Genomic DNA, 25,197 nt, shown 5'->3' on the forward strand with positions numbered 1-25,197 from the left:
AATGAGTTGCAACGCGAGCTCCCTCCGAGCCTCCAGAGTAAATCGTCCGATTCGGACACTCTGACTGTCCTATGCTGTCCGGTCCGGACATGCGTCCGCCGCTATCGAGTCCTCTCGCATCCACAAATAGATGGTGCTGCGCGAACAACCGAGCAGCTCCGCGGCCCTGGTGACGTTTCCCGATGCCTCGCGCAATGCGCCCACGATTCTGTCACGGCGGGACACTGTCGGCGTCGCACTGAACAGCGTCCCTCCGCAATAGCGTTCGAGGTCCGTCGTGAACAACTCCGGTCCAAGGGTCTGCGAGCCGCTGGCGTCCTGCAGCAGACGGATCGCCAGGTTCTCCAGCGAGCGAACATTCCCCGGCCACCGCATCGACTGGAGGCGTTCGACGAGAGGGTCCGTCGCTATGGGAGGCCGCGCCGGGTAGCCGTATTGCGGAGCGTGACGCCGAAGGAGATCGGCGAAGAGCATCGGAATCTCCTCTCGGCGTTCCCGGAGGCTTGGTACGCGAATGCGCTGGAACTGCAGCCGCGCCTCGAACTCGGGCAGAAGCTTGCCTTCGTGCACAAGCGTCTCGAGAGACTCGTTCGCAGCGAAGATGTGTCTCACGCGAACCGGGATGTCGCGCTGACCGCCGACGCGGCGTACGAGGCCATCGTCGATGACCGTGAGGATCTTCTTCTGGATCGGGATCGAGAGTTTCCCGACCTCGTCGAGGAACAGGGTACCTCCATGCGATCGCTCGAAGGCGCCGAGGTGGCGGCCATATGCACCGGTGAACGCGCCGCGCTCGTGTCCCATGAGCTCGGAATTCGCGAGGTCATCGTCGAGCCCCGCGAGATTCACCGTCTCGAATGGGCCGTTGGCGACGCGCGAACGCTCGTGGACGAGACGCGCAAGCGTGGTCTTCCCGACACCGCTCTCGCCGAGGAGTACGAGATGGCACGGGAAGGGAGCGTAGCGCAAAAGGGAGTCGATCGCAGCCGCGAAAGGCCCCTCGCTTGGCAATAGCGTGAGCTTGGTGGACGTGTGGGACATGGCGCGTGGGGGCGACTCGTCCAGATGCTGGCACCATCTGTGCAGATGGCAGGCCGTGATTGCCTTTGTGCGGGCGCAAATACTCTCAGCAGGTACAGACCTATGCAAGGCCAAACTCTGGAGGATGGGCGTCACCGGAGCGTCACACACGCGGCGGGAGCCCGCTGCACCGTGAGGTGTCGTCATTCTGGTCGGCGTCGCGGCATGCGCGTCGCATTCACTCTTATAGAGGTGCTGGTAGTCGTCGTGATCATCGCGGTGCTGGCCTCGCTCGTAGCCCCGAGCGTATTCCAGCATGTCAGCGAAGCGAAGGAGACGACGGCGCGCGCTCAGGTAGAGATGCTCGGGGCGGCGCTCGACGCATATCGACTGCACGTCGGGAGATATCCGACCACTGAGGAGGGGCTCGGCGCCCTCTGGCAGCGCCCGCCGAGCCTGACCGCTGGATGGCGTGGCCCCTATCTGAGCCGAGCGGCTCCGCTGGATCCGTGGGGGCGCGCCTACATCTATCGCAGCCCGGGTTCTTTAGAGCGAGGGGGGTACGAGCTCAGTTCCCTCGGGGCTGACGGTCGATCTGGCGGCGAAGGCGAAGCTCGGGACGTGACGAGCTGGTGACGCCGCGGGTGCGGCTCGACGCGGCGGGGTCCCTCTTCGATCGCACACGGACCCCCGCTTCGCCCGGAGGGGAGCTTGCTCGAGATGCGTTGGTGAAAGCATGTGTGTCAGGCGTTAGATTGCAGGATGCCCGAGCAGCCCATTTCCAGCGTCTTCAACGACGCCTACGCCGCCGAACAGTTCGAGGCCTACCGCCGCGACCCCGCCTCCGTCGAAGAGTCGTGGCGCCAGTTCTTCCGCTTCGCCGAGCAGGCCATGGGCGGGTACGCGCCCGCCGCCGCCACCTCGGCTGCCGCCGGACCGGTCCTTGACGAGGAGTACGCCCGCAAGGTCGCCGGCGCCGCGCGGTACACCACGGCCATCCGCACCTACGGCCACTTCGCGGTCCAGCTCGATCCGCTCGGCACCCCGCCGCCCGGCGCCCCGGAGCTGACGCTCGACTTCTTCGGCATCGTCGAGGCCGACCTCGACCTCGTCACCGGCGCGTCGCTCGGCTTCCCGCACCTCGCCACCGCGCGCGACGTCGCCGACCGCCTCAAGAAGCGCTACTGCACCAACCTCGCCGTCGAGGTGCAGCACCTCGGCTCCGAGGAGGAGCGCGCCTGGTTCCGGCAGCTCTTCACCGAGGAGAAGCTCACGGCGCCGCTCTCCGCCGACGAGAAGAAGGCCGTGCTCCGCCGCCTCACCGAGGTCGACGGCTTCGAGCGCTTCCTCGGCAAGGCCTTCGTGGGCTACAAGCGCTTCTCCATCGAGGGCACCGACGCCCTCGTCCCGATGCTCGACGCGGCGATCGAGCGCTCCGCCGGCGCCGGCGTGAAGCATGTCGCGCTCGCGATGGCGCACCGCGGCCGCATCAGCGTGCTCACGCATGTGCTCGGCAAGCCCGCGCTCCAGATCTTCAGCGAGTTCCAGGGGAAGCACGGCCATCTGGGCGGCATGTCGTCCACCGGCGACGTGAAGTATCACTTGGGATACGACGGCCGAAGGAAGCTGGAGGAAGGCAGGGAGGTCGAGGTCTCGCTCGTCCCCAATCCGTCGCACCTCGAGGTCGTGAACCCGGTGCTGCAGGGGCGGGCCCGGGCGCTCCAGCGCGACGCGCAGGACCGGCGCGTGCGCCGCGAGGAGGATGTCGTCCCGATCGTGATCCACGGCGACGCCGCCTTCCCCGGCGAGGGCATCGTCCCCGAGACGATGAACCTCTCGCGCCTCCGCGCCTATCGCGTGGGCGGCACGCTCCACATCATCGTCAACAACCAGGTCGGCTTCACCACCGATCCCACCGACGCGCGCTCCACGCGGTACGCGAGCGACGTCGCGAAGGGCTTCGAGATGCCGATCATCCACGTCAACGGCGACGACGCCGAGGCGTGCATCATCGCCATGCGCATCGCGGTGGCGTACCGGACGCGCTTCAAGAAGGACTTCCTCGTGGACCTCGTCGGCTACCGGCGCTGGGGACACAACGAGGGCGACGAGCCGAACTTCACGCAGCCGCTGCTCTACGAGCGGGTCCGCGCGCATCCGACGCCGCGCCAGGTGTGGGGCGCGCGCCTCGTCGGCGAAGGACTCCTCTCGGCGGCCGAGGTGGACCAGCTCGACGCCGAGATCGCCGCGGGCTTCCAGGCCACCTTTGAGCGGTCCAAGGCCGTCGAGGACGTGCACGGCGACCACGAGTCGGCGACCGCGCCGTCGCCCGAGGTCCTCACCGCGGTGCCGGCCGACGACCTCGTCCGCTGGAACGAGGCGATCCTCACCTATCCGGCGGATTTCAACGCCCATCCGCGTCTCGCCAAGCAGCTCGAGCGCCGCCGCGAGGCGATGGGCGATGCCGGTGGCATCGATTGGGGGCACGCCGAGTCGCTCGCCTTCGCGAGCATCCTCGCCGACGGCACGCACATCCGCTTCACCGGGCAGGACGTGGAGCGCGGCACCTTCTCGCATCGCCATGCCGTGCTCAACGACGTGACGAACGCGCGCAAGCACGCGCCGCTCGCGCACCTGCCGGGCGTCAGCACGAGCTTCGAGATCTACAACTCGGCGCTCAGCGAGACGGCGGTGATGGCGTTCGAGTACGGCTACTCGGTGGCCGCGCCCGACACGCTCACGCTCTGGGAAGGGCAGTTCGGCGACTTCGCGAACGTGGCGCAGCCGATCATCGACCAGTTCATCGCGGCCGACCGGGCGAAGTGGGGGCAGGACTCGGGCCTCGTGCTGCTGCTCCCGCACGGCTACGAAGGGCAGGGGCCGGAGCACTCGAGCGCGCGGCTCGAGCGCTTCCTCCAGCTCTGCGCCGAGGGCAACCTGCGCGTCGCGTATCCGAGCACGCCAGCGCAGTACTTCCACATCCTGCGGCGTCAGGCCTTCGCGCCCGACCGTCGGCCGCTGGTGCTCATGCAGCCCAAGTCGCTCCTGCGTCTCGCGCAGGCCGCGTCGCAGCTGCGCGACCTCGCGCACGCGAACTTCCAGCCGGTGATCGACGACCCGATGGGCGCCGAGAAGCGGTCGCTGGTCAAGCGCCTCGTCTTCTGCACCGGCAAGGTCTACTACGACTTGCTCGCCAAGGGCATCCCGGAGACGGTGGCCGTCGTGCGCGTGGAGGAGCTGTATCCCTGGCCGCACGAGCGCATCGCGCGGCTCGTGGACCAGTATCCGGCGATCGACGAGGTCGCGTGGGTGCAGGAGGAGCCGAAGAACCAAGGCGCGTGGAGCTTCGTCGCGCCGCGGCTCCGCGTCTCCACCGGCAACGCGCTCGTCATCCGCTACTATGGCCGGCCGGAGCGGGCGAGCCCCGCCGAAGGCTATCCGTCGGATCACGCCGAGGAGCAGGCGCGCATCGTGGGTGATGCGCTCCAGCCGTCGGTGCGCGCGTCGGGTGCGCGCCGGATGATCACGCCCGCGAAGACGACCTCCCTCTAGGACGGTATCGATGATCCGGACGCGCCTGCTTCCGGCCCTCGTCGCCCTGCTGAGTCTCGCCGCGCCGCGCGCCGCCTCCGGGCAGGCGCGCGGCGCGGTGGCGTTGGACCAGCTGGTGCGCGGGCTCACCACCACCTCGCGCGTGCTCGTGATCGGCGCGCACCCCGACGACGAGGACACGCAGCTCCTCGCCTGGCTCGCGCGCGGGCACCAGGTGCACGTGGCGTACCTCTCGCTCACGCGCGGCGACGGTGGGCAGAACCTCATCGGCAACGAGCTCGGCGAAGCGCTCGGCGCGATCCGCAGCGAGGAGCTGCTCGCGGCGCGCCGGCTCGATGGCGCGCAGCAGTTCTTCTCCCGGGCGTACGACTTCGGGTTCTCCAAGGATGCGACCGAGACCTTCGCGCAGTGGGATCGCGAAGCGCTCACGGCCGACGTGGTGCGGGTGATCCGGGCGTACCGTCCGCATCTGGTGATCGCGGTGTGGAGTGGCACCCGCGCCGATGGGCACGGCCACCACGAGGCGGCAGGGATCCTCGCGCGCGACGCCTTCGAGGCGGCGGGCGACACCGTGCGCTTCCCCGTCGCGGTGCATGGCCGCGCGTGGATGCCGCAGAAGTTCTATCGCGGCGCGTGGGCGCGCGCATTGCCGCCCACGCTCACGTTCGACGTGGGTGGGTACGATGCGGTGCTCGGTCGCAGTCCCGCCGAACTCGCGGCCGCGAGCCGGTCGATGCACCGCTCGCAGGGCCAGGGCGGACTCGAGCGTCGCGGGGCGGCGCCCTCGCGGCTCACGCGCGAGCTCACGCGCGTGAATGCGGCGACGCCGGCCACCGAGGAGCGGTCGATCTTCGACGGCCTCGACACCAGCGTCGCGCACCTCGCCGCGCTCGACTCCGCGGTGGGCCACTTCATCCGGTCGGCCGCGGCCAAAGCGGACTGGGCGCAGCGCACGCTCGACCTGCGCCGGCCCGCGCAGGTGGTGGACACGCTGGGGCAGCTGGTCGTGCAGCTGGAGGCCGCGCTCAACGAGGCGCATCGCTGCGGCACGATGCCGCCGCGGCGTCGTCCGCCCGAGGGAGCATCGGTGCGCGAGTGCCGCACGGCCGACCTCGAGCTCGAGACGTCGATCGAACGGATGCTCGCGCGGGCGCAGCGCGCGCTGCTCGAGGCGGCCGGCGTCGCCATCGAGGTGACCGCGGAGCGCGAGCTGCTGGCCTTCGCCGATTCCATGCAGGCGACGGTGACCGTGCACAATCGCGGGCGCCAGTCGATCTGGTTCCGCGGCCTGCGCATGACGGGAAACCCCAGCATCGGCGGGATGAGCATCGAGATCCCGCCCGATTCGTCGTACGCGATGACGCGACGCGTGCTCGGGCTCGTGGATCACCGGCCCTGGTGGCTCGGCGGGCGCGAGGGCGCGATGTTCGCCGACACGCGGTCGCCGGCGGATGGCGCGGCGCTCATCTCGTATGGCGTGGACGCGCCGCTGGTGCCGAGCGTCGCGCTGGCGGAGGATGTGCGGCGGATCAGCGATGTGCGCGTGACGCTCTCGGTCGGCCCCGCGGCGACGACGACCGTCGCGGCCGGCGAGATCATGTACCGGGTCGCGGACCCGGTGATGGGGGAGCAGTGGAAGCCGGCGGGCGGGGTGCCGCCGGTGACGCTCGAACTCGATCGCGGGCTCGAGTGGGTGCGAGCGAACGCGCTGATCGACCGGCGGGTGCGGCTCACGGTGCGTTCGCACACCGATCGCGAACGCCGGCTCGCGCTCCGCTTCCTCAAGCCGGCGGGCGTCACCGTCTCCGGCGCGCCGGACACGCTCGTGCTCGCCCCGCGCGAGGTGAAGGAGCTCTTCGTGCGGCTACGCGGCACGCTGGCGCCGGGACGGCACGAGTTCGGGGTGGGCGCGGCGTCGGAGGGGACGGTCTACTCCGACGGCTTCCGCGAGATCGCGTATGAGCACATCCGTCCCATCCGGCTCTACCGCAGCTCCGCGCTCTACCTGCAGGCGGTGCCGGTCACCGTGCCGCGCACGCTCACGGTCGCGTACGTGACGGGCGTCTCCGACGCGATCGCGCCGGCGCTGCGGGGCATCGAGATCCCGACGACGGTGCTCACGGTCGAGGAGCTGCCGCTGGTGGACCTCGCGCGCTACACGACGGTGGTGATCGGGCCGCGCGCGTACGACGCGAACCCGGAACTCGTCACGCAGAATCCGCGTTTGCTGGACTGGGTCCGGAACGGCGGCACGCTGGTGGTGCAGTACGGCCAGTTCGAGATGTCGCGGCCGGGGATGATGCCGTATCCGATCACGCACACGCGGCCGGCGGCGCGCGTGACGATCGAGGAGGCGCCGGTGCAGGTGCTCGACGCGACGAGCCGCCTCCTCACCTGGCCCAACCGGATCGGCGCCGACGACTGGCGCGAGTGGGTGCAGGAGCGCGCGCTGTACATGCCGAGCACGTTCGACGTGCGCTATCGCGCGCCGCTCGAACTGCACGACCCGGGCGAGCCGGAGAATCGCGGGGCGATCCTCGAGACGACGCTCGGGAAGGGGCGGTACATCTATACGACGCTCTCGCTGTTCCGGCAGGTGCCGGCGGGCGTCCCGGGGTCGATGCGGGTGCTGGTGAACCTTCTTTCGGCGGGCGTCGTCGCCCCGCCGCAGTGAGTCGCATGGCACGTACACGGGTGGTGATCATCGGCGGGGGATTCGGCGGCCTCAATGCGGCGCGCGCGCTGGCGCGCGCCGACGTGGAGGTGCTGCTCATCGACCGCACCAACCATCACCTGTTCCAGCCGCTGCTCTACCAGGTGGCGACGACCTCGCTCGCGCCCAGCGAGATCACCGCGCCCATCCGCTGGGTGCTGCGCGCGCAGAAGAACGTGACCACGCTGCTCGGCACGGTGGAGCAGGTCGATCGCCGCAATCGCGCGGTGCGCGTGAAGGGCGAGCCCGATCCCATCCACTACGACTACCTGATCCTCGCGACGGGGACCCGTCACGCCTACTTCGGCCATGACGAGTGGGAGAAGTGGGCCCCCGGGCTCAAGAACATCGAGGACGCCCGGCGCATCCGGAAGCGCTTCCTGCTCGCGTTCGAGCGGGCGGAGTGGGAGGAGGACCCCGGCGCGCGGCAGGCGCTGCTCACGTTCGTCGTCGTCGGCGGCGGGCCGACGGGCGTGGAACTCGCCGGCGTGCTGCCGGAGATGTGCCGCGTCGCCTTCCGTCCCGACTTCCGGCGCATCGACACCGCGAAGGTGCGGGTGATCCTCGTCGAGGGCGGGCCGCGGATCCTGCCGGCGTTCCCCGAGTCGCTCTCGGCGCGCGCCCAGCGCGACCTCGAGAAGCTCGGCGTGGAGGTGCGCACGAACACGCTCGTCACGCACATCGACGAGCAGGGGGTCGATGTCGGGAGCGAGCGGATCGCGTCGCAGTCGGTGTTCTGGGCGGCGGGCAATGCCGCCTCGCCGCTCGGGAAGACGCTCGACGTGCCGCTCGACCGCGTGGGGCGCGTGCTCGTGGAGCCCGACCTCTCGGTGCCGGGGGACCCGCGCGTCTTCGTGATCGGCGACCTCGCGGCGGCGAAGCTCCCCGACGGGACGTTCGTGCCGAGCGTGGCGCCGGCGGCGAACCAGATGGGGCAGCATGCGGCGCGGAACATCCGCGCGCTCATCGCCGGCGAGCCGTCGCGGCCGTTCACCTATCTCAACAAGGGTGACCTCGCGACGATCGGCCGCCACAAGGCGGTCGCGTCGTTCGGCGGCGGGCGGATCCGCATCGCCGGCTACTTCGCCTGGTTCACCTGGCTCTTCGTGCACATCGCGTACCTCGTCGGCTTCCGCAACCGCATCAGCGTGCTGCTCCAGTGGGCGTACAACTACGTCTTCTTCGAGCGCGGTGTGCGGCTGATCACGGAGACCGAGGATGCGAGCATGAGCCGGCACCCCGCGACGACGGGGCGCACGGGGGAGTTCGAGGCGGCGCGGAAGGCGCGCGGATGAGCGCGCCGGGCGCCCCGATGGACGGGATGCCCAGCATCGGCCATGTTCCCCGCGTAGCCCCAGCACGGACCGCACCGTCGTCCGCGACACCCCAGCCCGGCCTCCCATGTCGATCGTCCGCCTGCGTCATCTGCTCGGCGTCCTGCTCCTCGCGCTCGCCGGCACGCCGCTCCTCGCGCGCGCCCAGTCGCTCTCGTTCGACGAGATGCGCTGGCGCCAGATCGGGCCCACGCGCGCCGGCCGCGCACGCGCCGTCGCGGGCGTGCCGAGCCAGCCGAACACCTTCTATGCGGGCTTCGACAATGGCGGCGTCTGGCGCACCACCGACTACGGCGCCAACTGGGTGCCGATCTTCGACGACCAGCCCACCGGCTCCATCGGCGCGATCGGCGTCTCGGTGTCGAGCCCGAACGTGATCTACGTGGGGAGCGGTGCGGGGATCATCCGACCCGACCTCTCGATCGGCGACGGGATGTACAAGTCGGTCGATGCCGGACGGACCTGGGAGCACCTCGGGCTCCGCGAGACGCAGATGATCGCCGCGGTCGCGGTCGATCCGCGGAACCCCGACCGGCTCTTCGTCGCCGCGCTCGGGCACCCGTACGGTCCCAATCCGGAACGCGGCGTGTTCCGCTCCACCGACGGTGGCCGGACGTTCGAGAAGGTGCTCTACAAGGACGAGTACACGAGCGCGAACGAGGTGATGATCGACCCGCGCGACCCGAACACGATCTACGCGACGCTCTGGCAGCAGCAGCAGAGCTTCATCGAAGGGCAGGGGTTCGGCGGCAGCGGGATGGGCATCTTCAAGTCCACCGACGGCGGCACCAGCTGGGTGCAGCTCACCAACGGCCTGCCGTCGATCCTCCAGGCCAACATCGCGATCGCGCCGAGCGAGCCGAACACGCTCTACGCCGTGATCGCGCCGGGGCAGGGGGCGATCGGCTTCTACAAGTCCACGGACGGCGGCGCGCACTGGTTCCAGCCGGTGAAGGGCGTGAGCAACGAACGCCCCGAGGCGCGGCAGGACATGCGCCCGCTCTCGCGGATCGGCGGCGGTGACCTCCCGACGCTCGCGATCGACCCCAAGGATCCGAACGTCGTCTACTCGGCGTCGGTCGTGATGTGGCGCACCGAGGATGCCGGCCTCACCTGGAGCGCCGTGCGCGGCGCGCCGGGCGGCGACGACTACCAGCGGATCTGGATCAACCCGAACGACCCGCGGATCATCGTCGCCGTCGCCGACCAGGGTGCCGTCGTCTCGGCCAACCGCGGGCTCTCGTGGAGCAACTGGTACAACCAGAACACGGCCGCGATGTACCACGTCACGACCGACTTCTCGTTCCCGTACTTCGTCTGCTCCGGCCAGCAGGACTCCGGCTCGGCGTGCGTGAAGAGCCGCAGCGACGACGGGCGCATCACGTTCCACGACTGGCATCCGGTGAACATCCAGGAGTACGGGATGGCCGCACCGGACCCCAAGGACCCGAACATCGTGTACGGCAGCCAGCGCTCGGGCGTCTCGCGCTACGACCGGCGCACGGCGCAGACGCAGCAGGTCGGCCCTGACGTCTCGGGGACGCTCCCGGGCGGCGGCGCGATGAACCGCAACGTGCGCACCATGCCGCTGCACTTCTCGCCGTTGGACAACGCGACGATGTACTACGCGTCGAACGTCGTCTGGAAGAGCGTCGATCACGCGAACAGCTGGCGCCGCATCTCGCCCGACCTCACGCGGCAGACGTGGGAGGTGCCGGCGACCGCCGGGAAGTACGCGAGCGGCGTGCGGCCGGCGCCGGCGGGGAGCATCACCGCGCTCTCGCCCTCGCCGCGCTCGCTGAACGTGATCTGGGCGGGCACCGACGACGGGCAGATCCAGACGACGAGCGACGGCGGCACGACCTGGCGCAACGTGACGCCGCCGGGGATGAAGGCGTGGACGCGAATCTTCAACATCGAGGCCGGGCACTTCGACACGCGCACGGCCTATGCCGCGGCCAACACGCTCCGCCTCGACGACATCAACCCGCACTTCTTCCGCACGCGCGACGGCGGCGCGAGCTGGACGGAGATCAACACCGGGATCGCCGGCGGCGCGGTGGCGAACAGCATCCGCGAGGACCCGCGGCAGAAGGGCCTCCTCTACGCCGCGACCGACCTGCAGGTGTGGGTGTCGTTCGACGACGGCGAGCACTGGCAGACGCTCAAGAACGGGATGGCGCCGGTCTCCGTGCGTGACCTCCAGGTGAAGGACGACTCCACCTGCCACTGCGCCGACCTCGTCGCGGCGACGCATGGGCGCGGCTTCTGGATCCTCGACGACGTGACGCCGCTGCGCCAGGCGGCGGCCGCGCGCGCCGCGCTCGCCAAGGGCGAGGCGTACCTCTTCAAGCCGCAGACCGCGGTGCGCGTGCGGTTCGCGACCAACGAGCCGACGCCGTGGCCGCCCGAGATCCCGGCGGGCGAGAACCCGCCGCCGGGCGGGCTCATCGACTACTACCTGCCGAGCGACGCGCGCGGGCCGGTGACGCTCGAGATCGTCGATGCGCGCGGCCGCACGGTGCGCAGCTACTCGAGCACCGAGCCGGTGTTCAATCCGGATCCCGGCAAGGACATGGCCGCCTACGACCAGGTCTGCCGGCGCGACCCGACCGCCGCGTACTGCGGGCTTCCGCTCTACTGGCCGGCGCCGCAGTACATCATCTCCACGCGCGCGGGGATGCACCGCTTCAGCTGGGACCTCAAGCTGGATCCGGTCTCGCCGCTCGACCTGATCCCCGCCGGGGACGAGGAGGCGCAGGGCGCCGTGCCGGGGCGCACGTATCCGCAGTACAACGTGCCGTGGGCGCCGCCGGGCGCGTACACCGTGCGCCTCACGGTGGATGGCAAGCGGCACACGCAGCCGCTCCGGCTGGTGCTGGATCCGCGGGTGCGCATCACGCCGGCGGCGCTCACGAAGCTGACGGCGCTCAGCATGGAGATGTACGACGGCGCCGTCGCGGCGCACCGGGCGTTCCTCGCGGCGAAGGAACTCGCGCAGCAGGTGGGTGGCCTCACCGGCGCCGCCGCCGATACACTCAAGGCCGACCTCGAGGAGCTCGCGCCGACGGGCGTGCAGCGGAACCTTCGCGCCTTCCGCCGTCGGGGCGGGCCGGCGACGGCTCCGTCGCTCGAGACGGTGAGCAACGCGCTGCAGGCGGCGGCGATGGCGATGCAGTCCGCCGAGTCCGCGCCGACGGCGATGCAGCAGGCGGCGTGCGATGCGGCGCGCGCGCAGTACGTCGCCGTGATGGCGCGGTGGCGGTCGGCGCAGGCGCGTGCCGCGACGCTCCGCGGGAGCGCGCGACCCTAGGTCGCGCGCCCCGTTCCCTCTCACCTCCTTTGGTGCCATCGCCCATGCGCCACGTCCGCCCGCGTCTCGTCCCGGCCGCGCGCCTCGCGCTCGGCGCGTCGCTCCTCGCCGTCCCCCTTGCGACGCTGGCGGCGCAGTCGCCGACCCAACGCGCGCTCGCGAGCTGGCAGCAGCTCGCCGCTCCCACGGGACACGAGGAGCGTGCGCTCGCCGCGCTCGCGACCGCGCTCCCCGGGTGGCAGCGCGACGGCATCGGCAACCTCGTACTCCGTCGCGGCAGCGGCTCGCCGCGCCGCGTGATCGCCTGCGGACTCGACCGCCCCGGCTACACCGTCAGCCAGATCACCGCCGACGGCCTGCTGCGCGTGCATCGCGTGGGGGGCGGCGGCCATGCGCTGTTCGACCAGGCGCACGAGGCGCAACAGGTGAACGTCCACACCGCGCGCGGCCTCGTGCCCGGTGTCGCGGCGGTCGCGAACGGCCACTTCGCGCCGCAGCATCGCGGCGACACCGCGATCGTCACCGCCGACGATCTCTGGATCGACGTCGGTGCCGCGTCGCGCGCCGAGGTCGCGGCGCTCGGGATCCGACTCCTCGATCCGCTCGATCGCCGTGTGCCCGCCTGGCCGTACGCGGGCGGCGTCGCCGGCGGCGGCGTGGGCGCGCGCGCGGGCTGCGCCGCCGTCGCCGCCGCCTCGCGCGGGACCGTGGCGCGCGGGGAGACCATCTTCCTGATGACCGCGCAGAGCGTCTTCGGCTGGCCCACGCTCGGCGCCTCGCTCGCGCGCCTCGGCGGCGTGGACGAGGTCACCGTCGTCGGCGTGGGTCGCGCCAACGCCGTCGTCGCCCGCATCGCGCGCGTCGATTCGGTGCGCACCATCGTCCCCGTCGTGCGCCACGCCGGCACGCTCGTCGAGACCATCGCCGAGCACGACGCCGAGGCGTTGCTCGCGCGGGTCGCGGAGGCGGGGGGCATCGACCGTGCGTCGCTTCCCGCGCAGCCGTGGATCGACGCGCCCGGTCCCGTGCTCGCGGATGCCCGCCGCACCGCCGACGCGCTCGACGCGACCGCGACGGCGCTGAAGCAGCTCGCCGACCTCGCCGGTGTTTCCGGCGACGAGTGGCGCGTCCGCGACGCCGTGCGGGCCGCGTTGCCGGCATGGGCGCGCGCGCGCGCCGAGGTCGATGCTGCCGGGAATCTCATCGTCGCGGCGGGACCGGAGCGCGATACGACGGTGGTCATCGCGCATCTCGACGAGGTGGGGTGGGACGTCGTCGCCATCGCCGGCGACGGCGTGACGACCCTCCGCGCGCGCGGCGGTCCGGTCGCGACCGCGTGGGAGGGGCAGCCCGCGTTGCTGCATCTCCCGCGCGCGGCCGACGGCGCCGCGCCCCCGTCGATCGCCGGCATCTTCGTGCCGCGCGCCGAGCCGCGGACCAAGCGGCCCGATCGGATGCTCGCCTGGTTCGGTCTCGACTCGGCGGCGCTCGTGGCGCGCGGCGTGCGCGTGGGCGCGACCGTGAGTGCGTACAAGGATGCCGTGCGCCTGGGCGCGACCCGCTTCACCGGCCGCGCGATGGACGATCGCGTCGGCTCGCTCGCGCTGCTTCGTGCGGTGGGGATGGTGGATCCCGCCACGCTCACGCGCCGCGTGCTGTTCGTCTGGTCCACCGAGGAGGAGGTCGGGCTCAACGGCGCCGCCGCGCTCGCCGCGCGCCTTGGCCCGACGGTGCAGCGGGTGCACAGCATCGACACGTTCGTGAGTTCGGAGTCGCCGCTCGAGTCCCCGCACTTCGCGTACGCGCGGCTTGGCGAGGGGCCGGTGCTGCGCGGGATCGAGTCGCAGAGCATGTGGCCGCCGGCCGCGCGCGCCGAGGTGGAGCGGATCGCGCGGGCGGCGGGGATCCCGTTGCAGGTGGGGATGACGCAGGGCGGCACCGACGGGACCGCGTTCGTGTTCTACGGGGCGCCGAACCTGCCGCTCTCGTGGCCGGGTCGGTACAGCCATGCGCCGGGCGAGGTGCTCGACCTGCGCGACCTCGAGAGGCTGGGGCAGCTCATCGCGGCGATCGTGCGCGCGCGCTGAGCGTCGCGGGGTCCCGCATGCGGTCACCTCCTTCCAGCGACCGGACACGCGGTGCGAGCGGGCTGACCGTGCCGACGAGCTCGTAGTGCGACGGCCGTCGGAGTCGATCACGCCCCTCCCGCTGACTGTCACGCGAGACTCGGAGACGATCCGCCACACGAGGCGCGGTCACCACTCGCCGCGGGGGCTGCCGAAGTCCCATCTGATCCTCCGGCGGTCGTCTCGGAGCTCAAGGGGCTCGGCTCGCAGCACGCTATTCCCGTCTCCGAGCTCGCTGGACTCATCTCGCAGACCGCTAGACCCGTCTCGTCGCTCACTGGACTTGTCTCGCAGCTCGCTGGACTCGTCTCGCAGCTCGCTGGATTCGTCTCGCAGCTCGCTGGATTCGTCTCGCAGCTCGCTGGACTCGTCTCGCAGCTCGCTGGACTCGTCTCGCAGCTCGCTGGACTCGTCTCGCAGCTCGCCGGACTCGTCTCGCAGCTCGCCGGACTCGTCTCGCAGCTCGCCGGACTCGTCTCGCAGCTCTGAAGACTCGTCTCGCAGCTCTGAAGACTCGTCTCGCAGCTCGCTGGACTCGTCTCGCAGCTCGCTGGACTCGTCTCGCAGCTCGCTGGACTCGTCTCGCAGCTCGCTGAATTCGTCTCGCAGCTCGCTGGTTCCGTCTCGCAGCTCGCTGGTTCCGTCTCGCAGCTCGCTCGACTCGTCTCGCAGGTCGCTGAACTCGCCCGGGAGCGCACTGATCCGTTTCGGCGCCGTAGCGGATTTCGCGCGCGCTCGGCCTAACGGCGGTTGGTGACCGATGGCCGGGCTAGTGAAGCAGGTGGGCGGCCGAGCTCTTTTGTACCTTTCGGTATCGTACGGTCGCTCACCTGCAGTTCTATGGAAGCGGCCGCAGTACAACCAAACGTAAGGCGGAACGATGCGCAGCACACGGAGTCTCTTGGATGGTCTTGGGCGAGGCCAACTCGTTCTGCTCGGCATCCTGCTGCTCGGCCGCCCCGCCGCCGCAGGCGCGCAGGGAGCGGTGCCCAGCCCGCGCGACACCACGCCGACCGCGGTGGTCCGTGAGTACGTGGCGGCGTTCAATGCCAAGGATCTGGACGCCATGATGAGGATGGTCGCGAGCGAGATGGTGTGGATGACCGTGACGGGCGACTCGCTGACCGATGTCGGGCGCGGCATCGATGCGTTTCGGAGGATGATCGCGGGGTACTTCCGCGCCGTGCCATCGGCGCGCTCGGAGCTGCGCAAGGTCGACGCGACAGGGCCGTGGGTGACGACGCATGAACGAACGCGCTGGGAAGCCTCGCCGTCCGGCGTCGGTGGACAGTCCAGCCTCGTCGTCTACGAGGTCCGCGACGGACTGATCAGGCATGCGTGGTTCTATCCGTCGCTTCCCTTGCCCGGGCCCGGCTGATGGCGGTCGGTGACCGACGGCCCGCTTGGGCAGCAGGTGGGCGGCCACTCAATGAGGCGACCACCGCACGACCTAACGGAAGGACGACGAGAATCCCGTGAGACTACCCGCGATCATGCTCCTGCTGGCCGCCGCGGCGTGTGCGCCCCGTGACGCGCGTGACACTGCGGAGGTCGGTGACGTCAGACGGATGCACCGGAGACCAAGGAGGAGATAGCATGGCAGACGCCGAGCGTAGCGTCGACGCACCGCGCGAGGCGACGCGTGCGATGGATCGGTGCGTGCTCGACTATCTGCATGGCGGGCGCTCGCTCGAGGATGCCGTCAATGCATGCGTGGCGGTCCTCGGGCCTCGGCCTTCGCTCTCCGTGTCCGTTCGAGACGCGGATCCGCAGATGCAGGCGCGCCTGCATGCATTCCAGGCGGCGCTGGGACGGCCGCGCGAGGCATGACCGGATCCCATCCACCAGGCCACTCCATGACGCCGGAACCCAACGTCGAGGGCGAGTACGCGCGGCGCATCGACCGCGTCATCGATCACCTGCGCGAACATCTCGATCGCCCCGTGCGATTGGAGGAGCTGGCCGAGGTGGCTTGCTTCTCCAAGTTCCATTTCCATCGGATCTTCACCGCGGTCGCGGGCGAGACCGTGCATGCGTGCGCGAACCGCCTCCGCCTCGAGAAGGCCGCGCGGTTCCTGCGCTTCTCCGACCGGAGCCTGACGGAGATCGCCCTCGACTGCGGCTTCTCGTCGTCGGCGACGTTCTCCCGCGCCTTCCGGGACGCCTACGGGACGACGCCGAGCCGCTTCCGCAAGACCGGGGAGATCGAGAACAGCAAGATCCGCAAAGCGCTGTCCCCTGGGCAGGAGTACGTTCTCCCCATGACGGCGGAGGAGAAGCGACTGGCCTTCCCGGTACGCCTCGTCGATCTCCCCGAACGGCAGGTGGCCTACATCCGGGTGACCAACGCGTTCGATACCGACCGGGTGGTCGCGGCCGTCGCGACGATGGTCGAGTGGGCGAAGGGCCAGGGCATCCATGACGGGGGCACGCTCTTCGGCATGACGCTCGATGATCCCGACGTCACCCCGGCGCATCTGTTCCGGTACGAGGTCTGCTTCGCGTCCACCGCGCCATTCGCGTGCGCGGACGGGATGTCACGGCTGACGCTGCCGCCCATGCGGTACGCGGTGACGTCGGTCCAGGGTGATCTGCGCATGGTGGCGACGGCGTGGGACTATCTGGTGCGTGAGTGGCTCGTCAGCAGTCCGTACGAACCCGAGCACGCGCCGGCGCTGGAGGTCTTTCGCGACAAGCATGCCGCGACCGATTGGTCGACCTTCGACCTCGACGGGTGCTTCCCCATCAAGGCGCTGGCGCACACGGGCCGGTAGCCGAACGCACGGGACAGGAGCGACACGCGATGCACATGCTGTTGTGGGCCCTGCAGGCACTCGGCGCGCTGGTCTTCGCCGCATCGGGCGTCATGAAGGTGTTCATGTTCGACAAGGTCAGCGCCGATGTCGCGTCCTTCGGTGCGTTGCCGAAGCCCGTGTGGACCGCGCTCGGGGTCATCGAACTCGCGTGCACGATCGGGCTGATCGTCCCGGCCGCGCTTCACTGGAAGCCGTGGCTCACCGGGGCGGCCGCGACCGTGCTTGCGCTCGAGACGCTCCTGTTCATCTGGGTGCACGTGCAGTACCGCGAGGTGCCGCCCATCATCATGAGCGCGGTGCTCGGGCTGCTCATGGCGTTCCTCGCGTACGGTCGGATGTTCCTCCACCCGATCGTCTGAGGATCCACCCTCCGCCCTGTCGCACCACCCACGGTGCCGTCGCCGATCGGGCCTCGCGCTTGCACCTTTTGGTGCAAGCGCGTAGCTTCCGCTCGTCGGCGCACCAGACAACCGATGGACCCGCGCATTCCCCCCGGAATCGATCCCGCAGCTGCAGTCCTCTTCCGAGTGGAGCACGCCCATCATGGACCAGTCCGACCGCTACGCCGATCTCGGCCTCGACGAGGCGACCCTGATCCGGGACGGGCGCCACATCCTCGCCGCCTACAAGATGCGGCCCAAGGCCGGCCACGCGTACCTCGAGGCCGCCGCGCACTTCGCCGCCGAGTCCTCCACCGGCACGAACGTCGCCGTCTCCACCACCGACGACTTCACGCGCGGCGTGGACGCCCTCGTCTACCACATCGACGCGGCGACCGACGAGATGCGCATCGCGTATCCGCTCGAGCTCTTCGACCGCAACATGACCGACGGTCGGATGATGATGGTCTCGTTCCTCACCCTGGCGATGGGCAACAACCAGGGGATGGGCGACATCGAACACGCGAAGCTCTACGACTTCTGGGTCCCCGACCGCGCGCTGCAGCTCTTCGACGGCCCGGCGAAGGACATCTCCGACCTCTGGCGCATCCTCGGCCGGTCGGTGACCGACGGCGGCTACATCTCGGGCACCATCATCAAGCCCAAGCTCGGGTTGCGCCCGGAGCCGTTCGCGACCGCTGCGTACCAGTTCTGGCTCGGCGGCGACTTCATCAAGAACGACGAGCCGCAGGGGAACCAGGTCTTCGCGCCCATGAAGCAGGTGATCCCGCTCGTCGCCGACGCGATGCGCCGCGCGATGGACGAGACGGGCCAGGCGAAGCTCTTCTCGGCGAACATCACCGCCGACGACCACTACGAGATGTGCGCGCGCGCCGACTTCATCCTCGAGACCTTCGGCGCCGACGCGGACAAGGTCGCGTTCCTGGTGGACGGCTTCGTCGGCGGGCCGGGGATGGTGACCACCGCGCGCCGGCAGTACGCGAACCAGTACCTGCACTACCATCGCGCGGGGCACGGCATGGTGACGTCGCCGAGCGCCAAGCGCGGCTACACCGCCTACGTGCTCGCGAAGATGGCGCGCCTGCAGGGCGCCTCGGGCATCCATGTGGGCACGATGGGCTACGGCAAGATGGAAGGCGAGCACGACGATCGCGCCATCGCGTACATCATCGAGCGGGACGAGTACCAGGGGCCGGCGTACTTCCAGCACTGGCACGGGATGAAGCCCACGACGCCCATCATTTCGGGTGGGATGAATGCCCTCCGGTTGCCCGGCTTCTTCCAGAACCTGGGGCACGGTAACGTCATCAACACGGCGGGGGGCGGTTCATACGGTCATATCGACTCGCCGGCCGCCGGCGCGATCTCGCTGCGGCAGGCCTACGAGTGCTGGAAGGCGGGGGCGGACCCGGTGGAGTGGGCGACGACGCATCGCGAGTTCGCGCGCGCGTTCGAGTCGTTCCCCGGTGATGCCGATGCGTTGTATCCGGGGTGGCGCGCGCGGCTCGGCGTCGCGGCCCGCTAGGTCGAGGAGACCACGATGCCGACAGGCGGACGATCGACGCTCACGCAGTTCCTCATCGAGGAGCGGCGGCGCGCCCCCGGGGCGACGGGCGAGCTGAATGCGCTCATCACGGACGTGTCGCTCGCCTGCAAGGCGATCGCCAAGCGCGTCGCCTACGGGGCGCTCAGCGACTCGGTCGGGTCGGCGGGCACGCGCAACGTGCAAGGCGAGGAGCAGCAGCAGCTCGACGTGACGAGCAACCGGCTCTTCATCCGGGCCACCGAGTGGGGCGGTCATGTCGCGGGCATGGTCTCGGAGGAGCTCGATGAGCCGTACCGTCTGCCGGACCAGTATCCGCGCGGCAAGTACCTGCTGCTCTTCGATCCGCTCGACGGCTCGTCGAACATCGACGTGAACGTGTCGGTGGGGAGCATCTTCTCGGTGCTCCGCGCGCCGACGCCGGGACAGGACCCGGCACCCGAGGACTTCCTCCAGCCGGGCACCAGGCAGGTCTGCGGCGGCTACGCGATCTACGGGCCCTGCACCATGCTCGTGCTCACGCTCGGCAACGGCACGCACGCCTTCACGCTCGACCCACAGCTGGGCGAGTGGGTGTTGAGCCATCAGCACATCCGGATCCCGGAGCGGACGCGGGAGTTCGCGATCAACGCGTCGAACAGCCGGCACTGGGAGCCGGCGGTGAAGCGCTACGTGGACGAGTGCCTCGCCGGCTCCACCGGACCCCGCGGCGAGGACTTCAACATGCGCTGGATCGCATCGCTCGTCGCGGAGACGCACCGGATCCTCATGCGTGGCGGCGTCTTCATGTACCCGCGCGACACGCGCGAGAAGACCAAGCCGGGACGACTGCGGTTGCTGTACGAGGTGAATCCCATCTCGTTCCTCGTGGAGCAGGCGGGGGGGCTCGCGAGCGACGGGCACCAGCGCGTGATGGACGTGACCCCCACGGCACCGCACCAGCGCATCGGCTACATCTTCGGCTCGAGCGAGGAGGTGGCGCGGATCGAGCGCTATCACCTCGAGGCGCCGCTCGACGACAGTTCCCCCTCGCCGCTCTTCGGACGGCGCGGGCTCTTCTCCACTCCCGACTGACCATGTCCGCCAAACATCCCATCATCGCGATCACCGGGTCGTCGGGCGCGGGCACCACCTCGGTGACGAAGACCTTCGAGAACATCTTCCGCCGCGAGGGCGTGCGGCCGGCGGTGGTCGAGGGCGACAGCTTCCACCGCTACGACCGCGCCGAGATGAAGAAGCAGATGGCGGCGGCCGAGGCGGCGGGGAACACGAAGTACAGCCACTTCGGCGAGGACGCGAACCTCTTCGTCGAGCTGGAGGCGCTCTTCCGCGACTACGCCGAGTCGGGGCAGGGGACGGCGCGGAAGTACCTCCACAACGACGAGGAGGCGGCCCCGTACCAGCAGCCGCCCGGCACCTTCACCGCCTGGGAGCCGCTCCCGGAGAGCGAGCTGCTCTTCTATGAAGGGCTGCATGGCGCGGTGGTCACCCCCACCGCGAACGTGGCGCAGCACCCCGACCTGCTCATCGGCGTGGTGCCGGTCATCAACCTCGAGTGGATCCAGAAGATCCACCGCGACCGCAACACGCGCGGCTACTCCACCGAGGCGGTCACGGACGTGATCCTCCGGCGCATGCCGGACTACGTGCACTACATCGTGCCGCAGTTCCAGCGGACCCACGTGAACTTCCAGCGTGTGCCGGTGGTGGACACCTCCAACCCGTTCATCGCGCGGACCATCCCGACGGCCGACGAGAGCCTGGTGGTCATCCGCTTCGCCAACCCGCGGGGCATCGACTTCCCATATCTTCTGAGCATGATCGACGGCTCGTGGATGTCGCGCGCCAACACGATCGTCTGTCCGGGCGGGAAGATGGAACTGTCGATGCAGCTCATCTTCACGCCGATGATCATGCGCCTGGTGGACCGGCGGAAGAAGATCCTCGGCTGACCGCCCGCGCCGCCCTCACCTCCCTCCCGAGTTCCCGATGCCCTTGGTCTCGATGCGCCAGTTGCTGGACCATGCCGCGGAGCATGGCTACGGCCTCCCGGCGTTCAACGTCAACAACCTCGAGCAGATCCAGGCGATCATGGAGGCGGCCGCCGAGTGCGACAGCCCGGTGATCATGCAGGGCTCGGCCGGCGCGCGGAAGTACGCGGGCGAGGCCTACCTGCGGCACCTCATCGAGGCGGCGATCGAGTCGCATCCCGATATCCCGATCGTGATGCACCAGGACCATGGCGCGAGCCCGTCGGTCTGCATCCAGTCGATGCGGTCGGGCTTCTCCAGCGTGATGATGGACGGCTCGCTGCTCGAGGACGCGAAGACCCCGTCGGACTTCGCCTACAACGCGCGGGTCACCCGCCACGTGGTCGAGATCGCGCACGCGATCGGGGTGTCGGTCGAAGGTGAGCTCGGCTGCCTCGGCTCGCTCGAGACGGGCATGGGCGAGGCGGAGGACGGCCATGGCGCCGAGGGGGCGCTCTCGCACGACCAGCTGCTGACCGACCCGCAGGAGGCCGCGGAGTTCGTGAAGGCGACCAACGTCGACGCGCTCGCGATCGCGATCGGGACGTCGCACGGGGCCTACAAGTTCAGGCGGCCGCCGACGGGGGCGGTGCTGCGCATCGACCGGATCAAGGAGATCCACGCGCGCATCCCCAACACGCACCTCGTGATGCACGGCTCGTCGTCGGTCCCGCAGGAGTGGCTCAAGGTGATCGACGAATTCGGCGGCCAGATGGGCGAGACCTACGGCGTGCCGGTGGAGGAGATCGTCGAGGGGATCAAGCACGGCGTGCGGAAGGTGAACATCGACACCGACCTGCGGATGTCGAGTACGGGCGCGATCCGGCAGTTCCTCGGCAAGAACCCGAAGGAGTTCGACCCGCGGAAGTACCTCGCGGCGGCGCGGACGGCGATGAAGGCGCTGTGCAAGGCGCGCTACGAGGCGTTCGGGAGCGCGGGGAAGGCCAGCAAGATCAAGGCGATGCCGCTCGAGTCGATGGCGGCGCGGTACAAGAAGGGGGAGCTGGACCCGGTGGTGAAGTAAGCCGCGACGCGGCGCCCGCGGTCGGCCGGGCTCAGGCCGCGGACTTCGCCGCCTCGTGCGGCGGGATGTGGTGCTCGATCCCCACGCCGAGCAGGATCGTGCCCGCGGCCAGCGCGGCACCGGTGAAGAAGGGCACACCCTTCCCGAGATAGTCGAACGCGAAGCCGGCCCAGATGGGCCCGATCACGCGCGCCATCCCGCCGAACGTCTGTTGCACGCCCATGTAGAGCCCGCGCTCATGGTTCGGGATCACCTGCGAGAGCATGCCGGTCACGCACGGGAAGGTGAAGGCCGTGCCGAGCGGGATGAGCAGGATCGCGAGCGAGAGCGAGAGATAGTTCGTCGTGAAGGGCAGCGCGAGGAGTCCGAGCGCGAGGAGCCCTTGGCCGTACCGCGAGAGCTTGGGTTCGCGGTACTTGTCCACCGCGGGGCCGAGCACGAGGGCGCGCGCGACGACCGACAGCACGCCGATGTAAGCGAAGACCCAGCCGATCCGCGTCTCGTCGATCCCGTGACGGTCGAGCAGGAAGAGCGCGAGGATGGCGGTCATCCCCTGGAAGGCGCCCATCCCGACGGCGTACATGTAGATGAGGCGTGAGGCGGGATCGCCCGGGTGGGTGAGCACGCGCTTGAGCGCGACGCTCGACTTCCGCACCGCCGGATGCTCGCCGGTCTTGGAGCCCACGCGCTCGTTGCTCTCGACGAGGTACTTGAACGCGAAGGCCATGGTGACGAGCGTGAGCAGCGCCGCGAGCACGCCGGGTGCGGCATGGCCCATGCGCGCGGCCGAGGAGCCGATGACCGGTCCGATGGCGACGCCGGCATTGGTCGCCGCGGAGAGCCAGCCGAGCGTCTTCGCGCGGTCCTTCGGTGCGGTCGCGTCGGCGATGTAGGCCTGGATCACGCCGACGGTGCCGCCGCCGGCGCCCTGCACGAGCCGCGAGAAGAAGAGCAGCTCGAGCGAGTTGGAGAAGGCAAAGATGAGGTAGGCGACGCCGCTCGCGGCCATGCCGACCAGCAGCGCCGGCCGCCGGCCGAGGCGGTCGGAGACGCGCCCCCACATGGGCGCGCTGACGAGCTGGGCCACCGCGAAGCTCGAGACCATGAGCGCGATCACCGTGCCCTCGCCACCCATGCCGATCGCGTCGAGCGCGGTCCAGAGCGGTCCGTGCCCGACGAACCGCTTGGCATAGAACGGGAGCAGGGGGAGCACCATGAGGAGCCCCACCATGTCCATGAACGCGGTGACCATCAACACGACGAGCTTGCCCAACAGCGTCTCCGGCGAGTGGGACCCAACGGCGCCGGGAAAGATAACCCGTGCAGGAGTCCGCACTTGGCTCTCCCCCCGGGGTCACCCGACCTCGGCGTGAGGCGAACCCTCTAGGGCGGGGGCAGGGCGGGCCGTATGTTGGACAGGTGATCGAGACCATCGGGCGGGTGTTCCGCGAGGCGCTGGAGTCGTTCGGCGAGGCCGGGAAACTGACGGCCGAGGCGGTCCGCTCGGCGCGCGACGTCCGGACCTGGGGGCCCAACTTCACCCAGCAGGCCCGCCAGCTCGGCGTGGACTCGCTCCCGATCGGCATCCTGATCGCGCTGTTCACGGGGGTCGTGCTCGCGCTGCTCGCGAGCTACAGCTTCACCGGGGCCGTGCCGCGGTATCTCGTCGGCACGCTGGTGCAGAAGACGGTGATGATGGAGCTCGCGCCGGTGCTGACGGGCCTCGCGCTCGCCGGTCGTGTGGGCGCGAACATCGCGGCCGAGCTGGGGACGATGCGGGTGACCGAGCAGGTGGATGCGCTGGAGACGCTGTCGTTCGACCCGATCGCGTACCTCGTGGTGCCGCGGGTGCTCGCCGGGATCATCATGTTCCCGGTGGTGGTGGGTGTGGCGATGTTCGTGGGACTCGGGGCGGGGTGGGTGGCCTCGATGACGCTGCTCGACCTCTCGTCGATGGAGTTCATGAAGGGCGCGCGATTGTTCTTCGACACGTTCGACGTGCGGTACGGTCTGGTGAAGTCGGCGAGCTTCGGGTTCGCCGTGTCGGTGCTCGGCTGCACCAACGGCCTGCGCGCGCGCGGTGGCGCGCAGGGCGTCGGGGCCGCGGCGACGAGCGCGGTGGTGCAGTCGGCGGTGATGATCCTCGTGCTCGACGCCTTCTGGGCGATGGTCTGGCTCCTCGGGAGGGCCCGGTGAAGAAGTCCCGTTCGAATGACTGGTTCGTGGGTCTCGCGATCCTGCTGACGATGGTCGGCGTGGTCGCGGCGACGCTCTTCCTGCAGCAGGCCGACCTCGGCGAGAAGCGCACGGGGATCAGTGCACGCTTCCGCGACGTGGGGAACATGCAGGTGGGCAACGCGGTGGTGATCCGCGGCGTGCGCGCCGGCAAGGTGCGGCAGATCGCGCTGGCCGGGCATGGGTGGGTCGTGGTGGACATGGACCTCGACGAGGGGATCACGCTCCCGAACGACCCGGTGGTGCTCATCCAGTCGGCCTCGCTCTTCGGCGAGTGGCAGGCGCTGGTGACGGCGCGCGCGGGCGCGCCCGACATCCGGGACGTGGACGCCCAGCTCGCCGACACGGCCGGCGCGCCGCCGCAGGCGCTGGCCGGCGCGGTCCTCCCCGACATCGCCCAGCTCACGACGGTGGCGGGCGGCATCGCGGGGAACGTCGCGAGCGTGGCCGAACGGGTGCGCACGGCGTTCGACGACAGCGCGGCGAAGGAGCTGCGCTCGAGCATCCGCAACTTCTCGACGCTCAGCCGCGACCTCGCGCAGGCGGTGCGGGTGCAGTCGCGCAACCTCGATTCGATCGCGGTGCACGTGCGCTCGAGCGTCGCCGACCTGTCGAAGACGGCCGAGGCGATCCGCAACACCACGGGTCGCGTGGACTCGGCCACGGCGACGGGGGCGGTGGCGAACATCGTGCGGGAGACCGAGCTCGCGACGGCGAACCTGCGGGCCGCGAGCGCGCGGATCAACGACCTGACGATCGCGCTCCAGCAGAGCGAGTCGAACCTCCGCGGCGTCATCGCCAAGTCGGACTCGGTGATGGGGAAGGTCAATCGCGGCGAGGGCACGCTCGGGCTGCTGCTCAACGACCAGTCGCTGTACCGGAACTCCGATTCGCTGCTGATCGACCTGCGGTCGTTGATCCAGGACTTCCGGAAGGATCCGAAGCGGTACTTCGCGCTGAGGGTGTTCTGATTCGGGATGAAGGCTGAAGGATGGAGGATGAAAGTGGGTGATGCGGAATGCGGGGTCAGGTGCGATGTTCTCTCCCGGCCCGGGCCGTTCGCCTTCCTCCTTCCTCCTTCAGCCTTCCT

General features: G+C 70.0%; 18 protein-coding genes. 16 read left to right on the forward strand and 2 right to left on the reverse strand.

The window, feature by feature from the left end:
• Positions 1 to 69: 69 nt before the first annotated feature.
• A complete protein-coding gene (locus tag IPJ78_10960; GenBank protein ID MBK7907065.1) occupies positions 70 to 1,041 on the reverse strand; it encodes a sigma-54-dependent Fis family transcriptional regulator in 972 nt (323 codons plus the stop codon).
• Between the two features lie 204 nt (positions 1,042 to 1,245).
• On the opposite strand from IPJ78_10960, the gene gspG reads away from it, so the two are divergent.
• The 14 genes from gspG (at position 1,246) to IPJ78_11030 (ending at position 21,872) form a co-directional block, all read left to right on the forward strand.
• Positions 1,246 to 1,656, forward strand: a complete 411-nt coding sequence (gene gspG / locus IPJ78_10965) for a type II secretion system major pseudopilin GspG (GenBank protein ID MBK7907066.1) — start codon at positions 1,246 to 1,248, stop codon at positions 1,654 to 1,656.
• A 126-nt stretch (positions 1,657 to 1,782) separates the two neighbouring features.
• Positions 1,783 to 4,572 (forward strand): 2-oxoglutarate dehydrogenase E1 component, encoded by a 2,790-nt coding sequence (locus IPJ78_10970; GenBank protein MBK7907067.1) that lies wholly within the window; start codon positions 1,783 to 1,785, stop codon positions 4,570 to 4,572.
• Between the two features lie 10 nt (positions 4,573 to 4,582).
• On the forward strand, positions 4,583 to 7,246 hold the full coding sequence (locus IPJ78_10975; GenBank protein ID MBK7907068.1) for a PIG-L family deacetylase: 2,664 nt from the start codon (positions 4,583 to 4,585) through the stop codon (positions 7,244 to 7,246).
• A gap of 5 nt (positions 7,247 to 7,251) precedes the next feature.
• Entirely contained in the window at positions 7,252 to 8,580 is a 1,329-nt protein-coding gene (locus tag IPJ78_10980; GenBank protein MBK7907069.1) for an NAD(P)/FAD-dependent oxidoreductase, read from the forward strand.
• A gap of 205 nt (positions 8,581 to 8,785) precedes the next feature.
• The gene (locus IPJ78_10985; GenBank protein MBK7907070.1) at positions 8,786 to 11,932 is read left to right on the forward strand and encodes a glycoside hydrolase; all 3,147 of its coding nucleotides are present in this window, start codon (positions 8,786 to 8,788) and stop codon (positions 11,930 to 11,932) included.
• Between the two features lie 44 nt (positions 11,933 to 11,976).
• The gene (locus IPJ78_10990; protein ID MBK7907071.1) at positions 11,977 to 14,019 is read left to right on the forward strand and encodes a M20/M25/M40 family metallo-hydrolase; all 2,043 of its coding nucleotides are present in this window, start codon (positions 11,977 to 11,979) and stop codon (positions 14,017 to 14,019) included.
• 919 nt (positions 14,020 to 14,938) lie between these two features.
• Complete coding sequence (locus IPJ78_10995; protein MBK7907072.1) at positions 14,939 to 15,436, forward strand: nuclear transport factor 2 family protein; 498 nt, start codon at positions 14,939 to 14,941, stop codon at positions 15,434 to 15,436.
• Between the two features lie 218 nt (positions 15,437 to 15,654).
• Positions 15,655 to 15,888, forward strand: coding sequence for a hypothetical protein (locus tag IPJ78_11000; GenBank protein ID MBK7907073.1), 234 nt, complete (start codon positions 15,655 to 15,657; stop codon positions 15,886 to 15,888).
• 26 nt (positions 15,889 to 15,914) lie between these two features.
• The gene (locus IPJ78_11005) at positions 15,915 to 16,832 is read left to right on the forward strand and encodes an AraC family transcriptional regulator (protein ID MBK7907074.1); all 918 of its coding nucleotides are present in this window, start codon (positions 15,915 to 15,917) and stop codon (positions 16,830 to 16,832) included.
• Between the two features lie 29 nt (positions 16,833 to 16,861).
• Positions 16,862 to 17,233 carry a DoxX family protein gene (locus IPJ78_11010; protein ID MBK7907075.1) on the forward strand — a complete coding sequence of 124 codons (372 nt, stop codon included), beginning with the start codon at positions 16,862 to 16,864 and terminating at the stop codon, positions 17,231 to 17,233.
• A 184-nt stretch (positions 17,234 to 17,417) separates the two neighbouring features.
• The gene (locus IPJ78_11015; GenBank protein MBK7907076.1) at positions 17,418 to 18,800 is read left to right on the forward strand and encodes a ribulose-bisphosphate carboxylase; all 1,383 of its coding nucleotides are present in this window, start codon (positions 17,418 to 17,420) and stop codon (positions 18,798 to 18,800) included.
• Positions 18,801 to 18,815: 15 nt separating this feature from the next.
• The gene (locus IPJ78_11020; GenBank protein ID MBK7907077.1) at positions 18,816 to 19,892 is read left to right on the forward strand and encodes a class 1 fructose-bisphosphatase; all 1,077 of its coding nucleotides are present in this window, start codon (positions 18,816 to 18,818) and stop codon (positions 19,890 to 19,892) included.
• Positions 19,893 to 19,894: 2 nt separating this feature from the next.
• Entirely contained in the window at positions 19,895 to 20,770 is an 876-nt protein-coding gene (locus tag IPJ78_11025) for a phosphoribulokinase (protein ID MBK7907078.1), read from the forward strand.
• A 37-nt stretch (positions 20,771 to 20,807) separates the two neighbouring features.
• Positions 20,808 to 21,872 carry a fructose-bisphosphate aldolase class II gene (locus tag IPJ78_11030; protein MBK7907079.1) on the forward strand — a complete coding sequence of 355 codons (1,065 nt, stop codon included), beginning with the start codon at positions 20,808 to 20,810 and terminating at the stop codon, positions 21,870 to 21,872.
• Positions 21,873 to 21,903: 31 nt separating this feature from the next.
• On the opposite strand, the gene IPJ78_11035 is transcribed toward IPJ78_11030, so the two are convergent.
• Positions 21,904 to 23,145, reverse strand: a complete 1,242-nt coding sequence (locus tag IPJ78_11035) for an MFS transporter (GenBank protein MBK7907080.1) — start codon at positions 23,143 to 23,145, stop codon at positions 21,904 to 21,906.
• Positions 23,146 to 23,291: 146 nt separating this feature from the next.
• Between IPJ78_11035 and IPJ78_11040 the strand changes: the two genes are divergently transcribed.
• Both IPJ78_11040 and IPJ78_11045 read left to right on the forward strand, forming a co-directional pair.
• Complete coding sequence (locus tag IPJ78_11040) at positions 23,292 to 24,068, forward strand: ABC transporter permease (protein MBK7907081.1); 777 nt, start codon at positions 23,292 to 23,294, stop codon at positions 24,066 to 24,068.
• Complete coding sequence (locus IPJ78_11045; protein MBK7907082.1) at positions 24,065 to 25,078, forward strand: MCE family protein; 1,014 nt, start codon at positions 24,065 to 24,067, stop codon at positions 25,076 to 25,078. Before IPJ78_11040 ends, IPJ78_11045 begins: the two co-directional genes overlap by 4 nt.
• The last annotated feature ends 119 nt before the right edge of the window (positions 25,079 to 25,197 follow it).

This window comes from Gemmatimonadota bacterium (genome assembly GCA_016714015.1).
Taxonomy (GTDB): Bacteria; Gemmatimonadota; Gemmatimonadetes; order Gemmatimonadales; family Gemmatimonadaceae; genus Pseudogemmatithrix.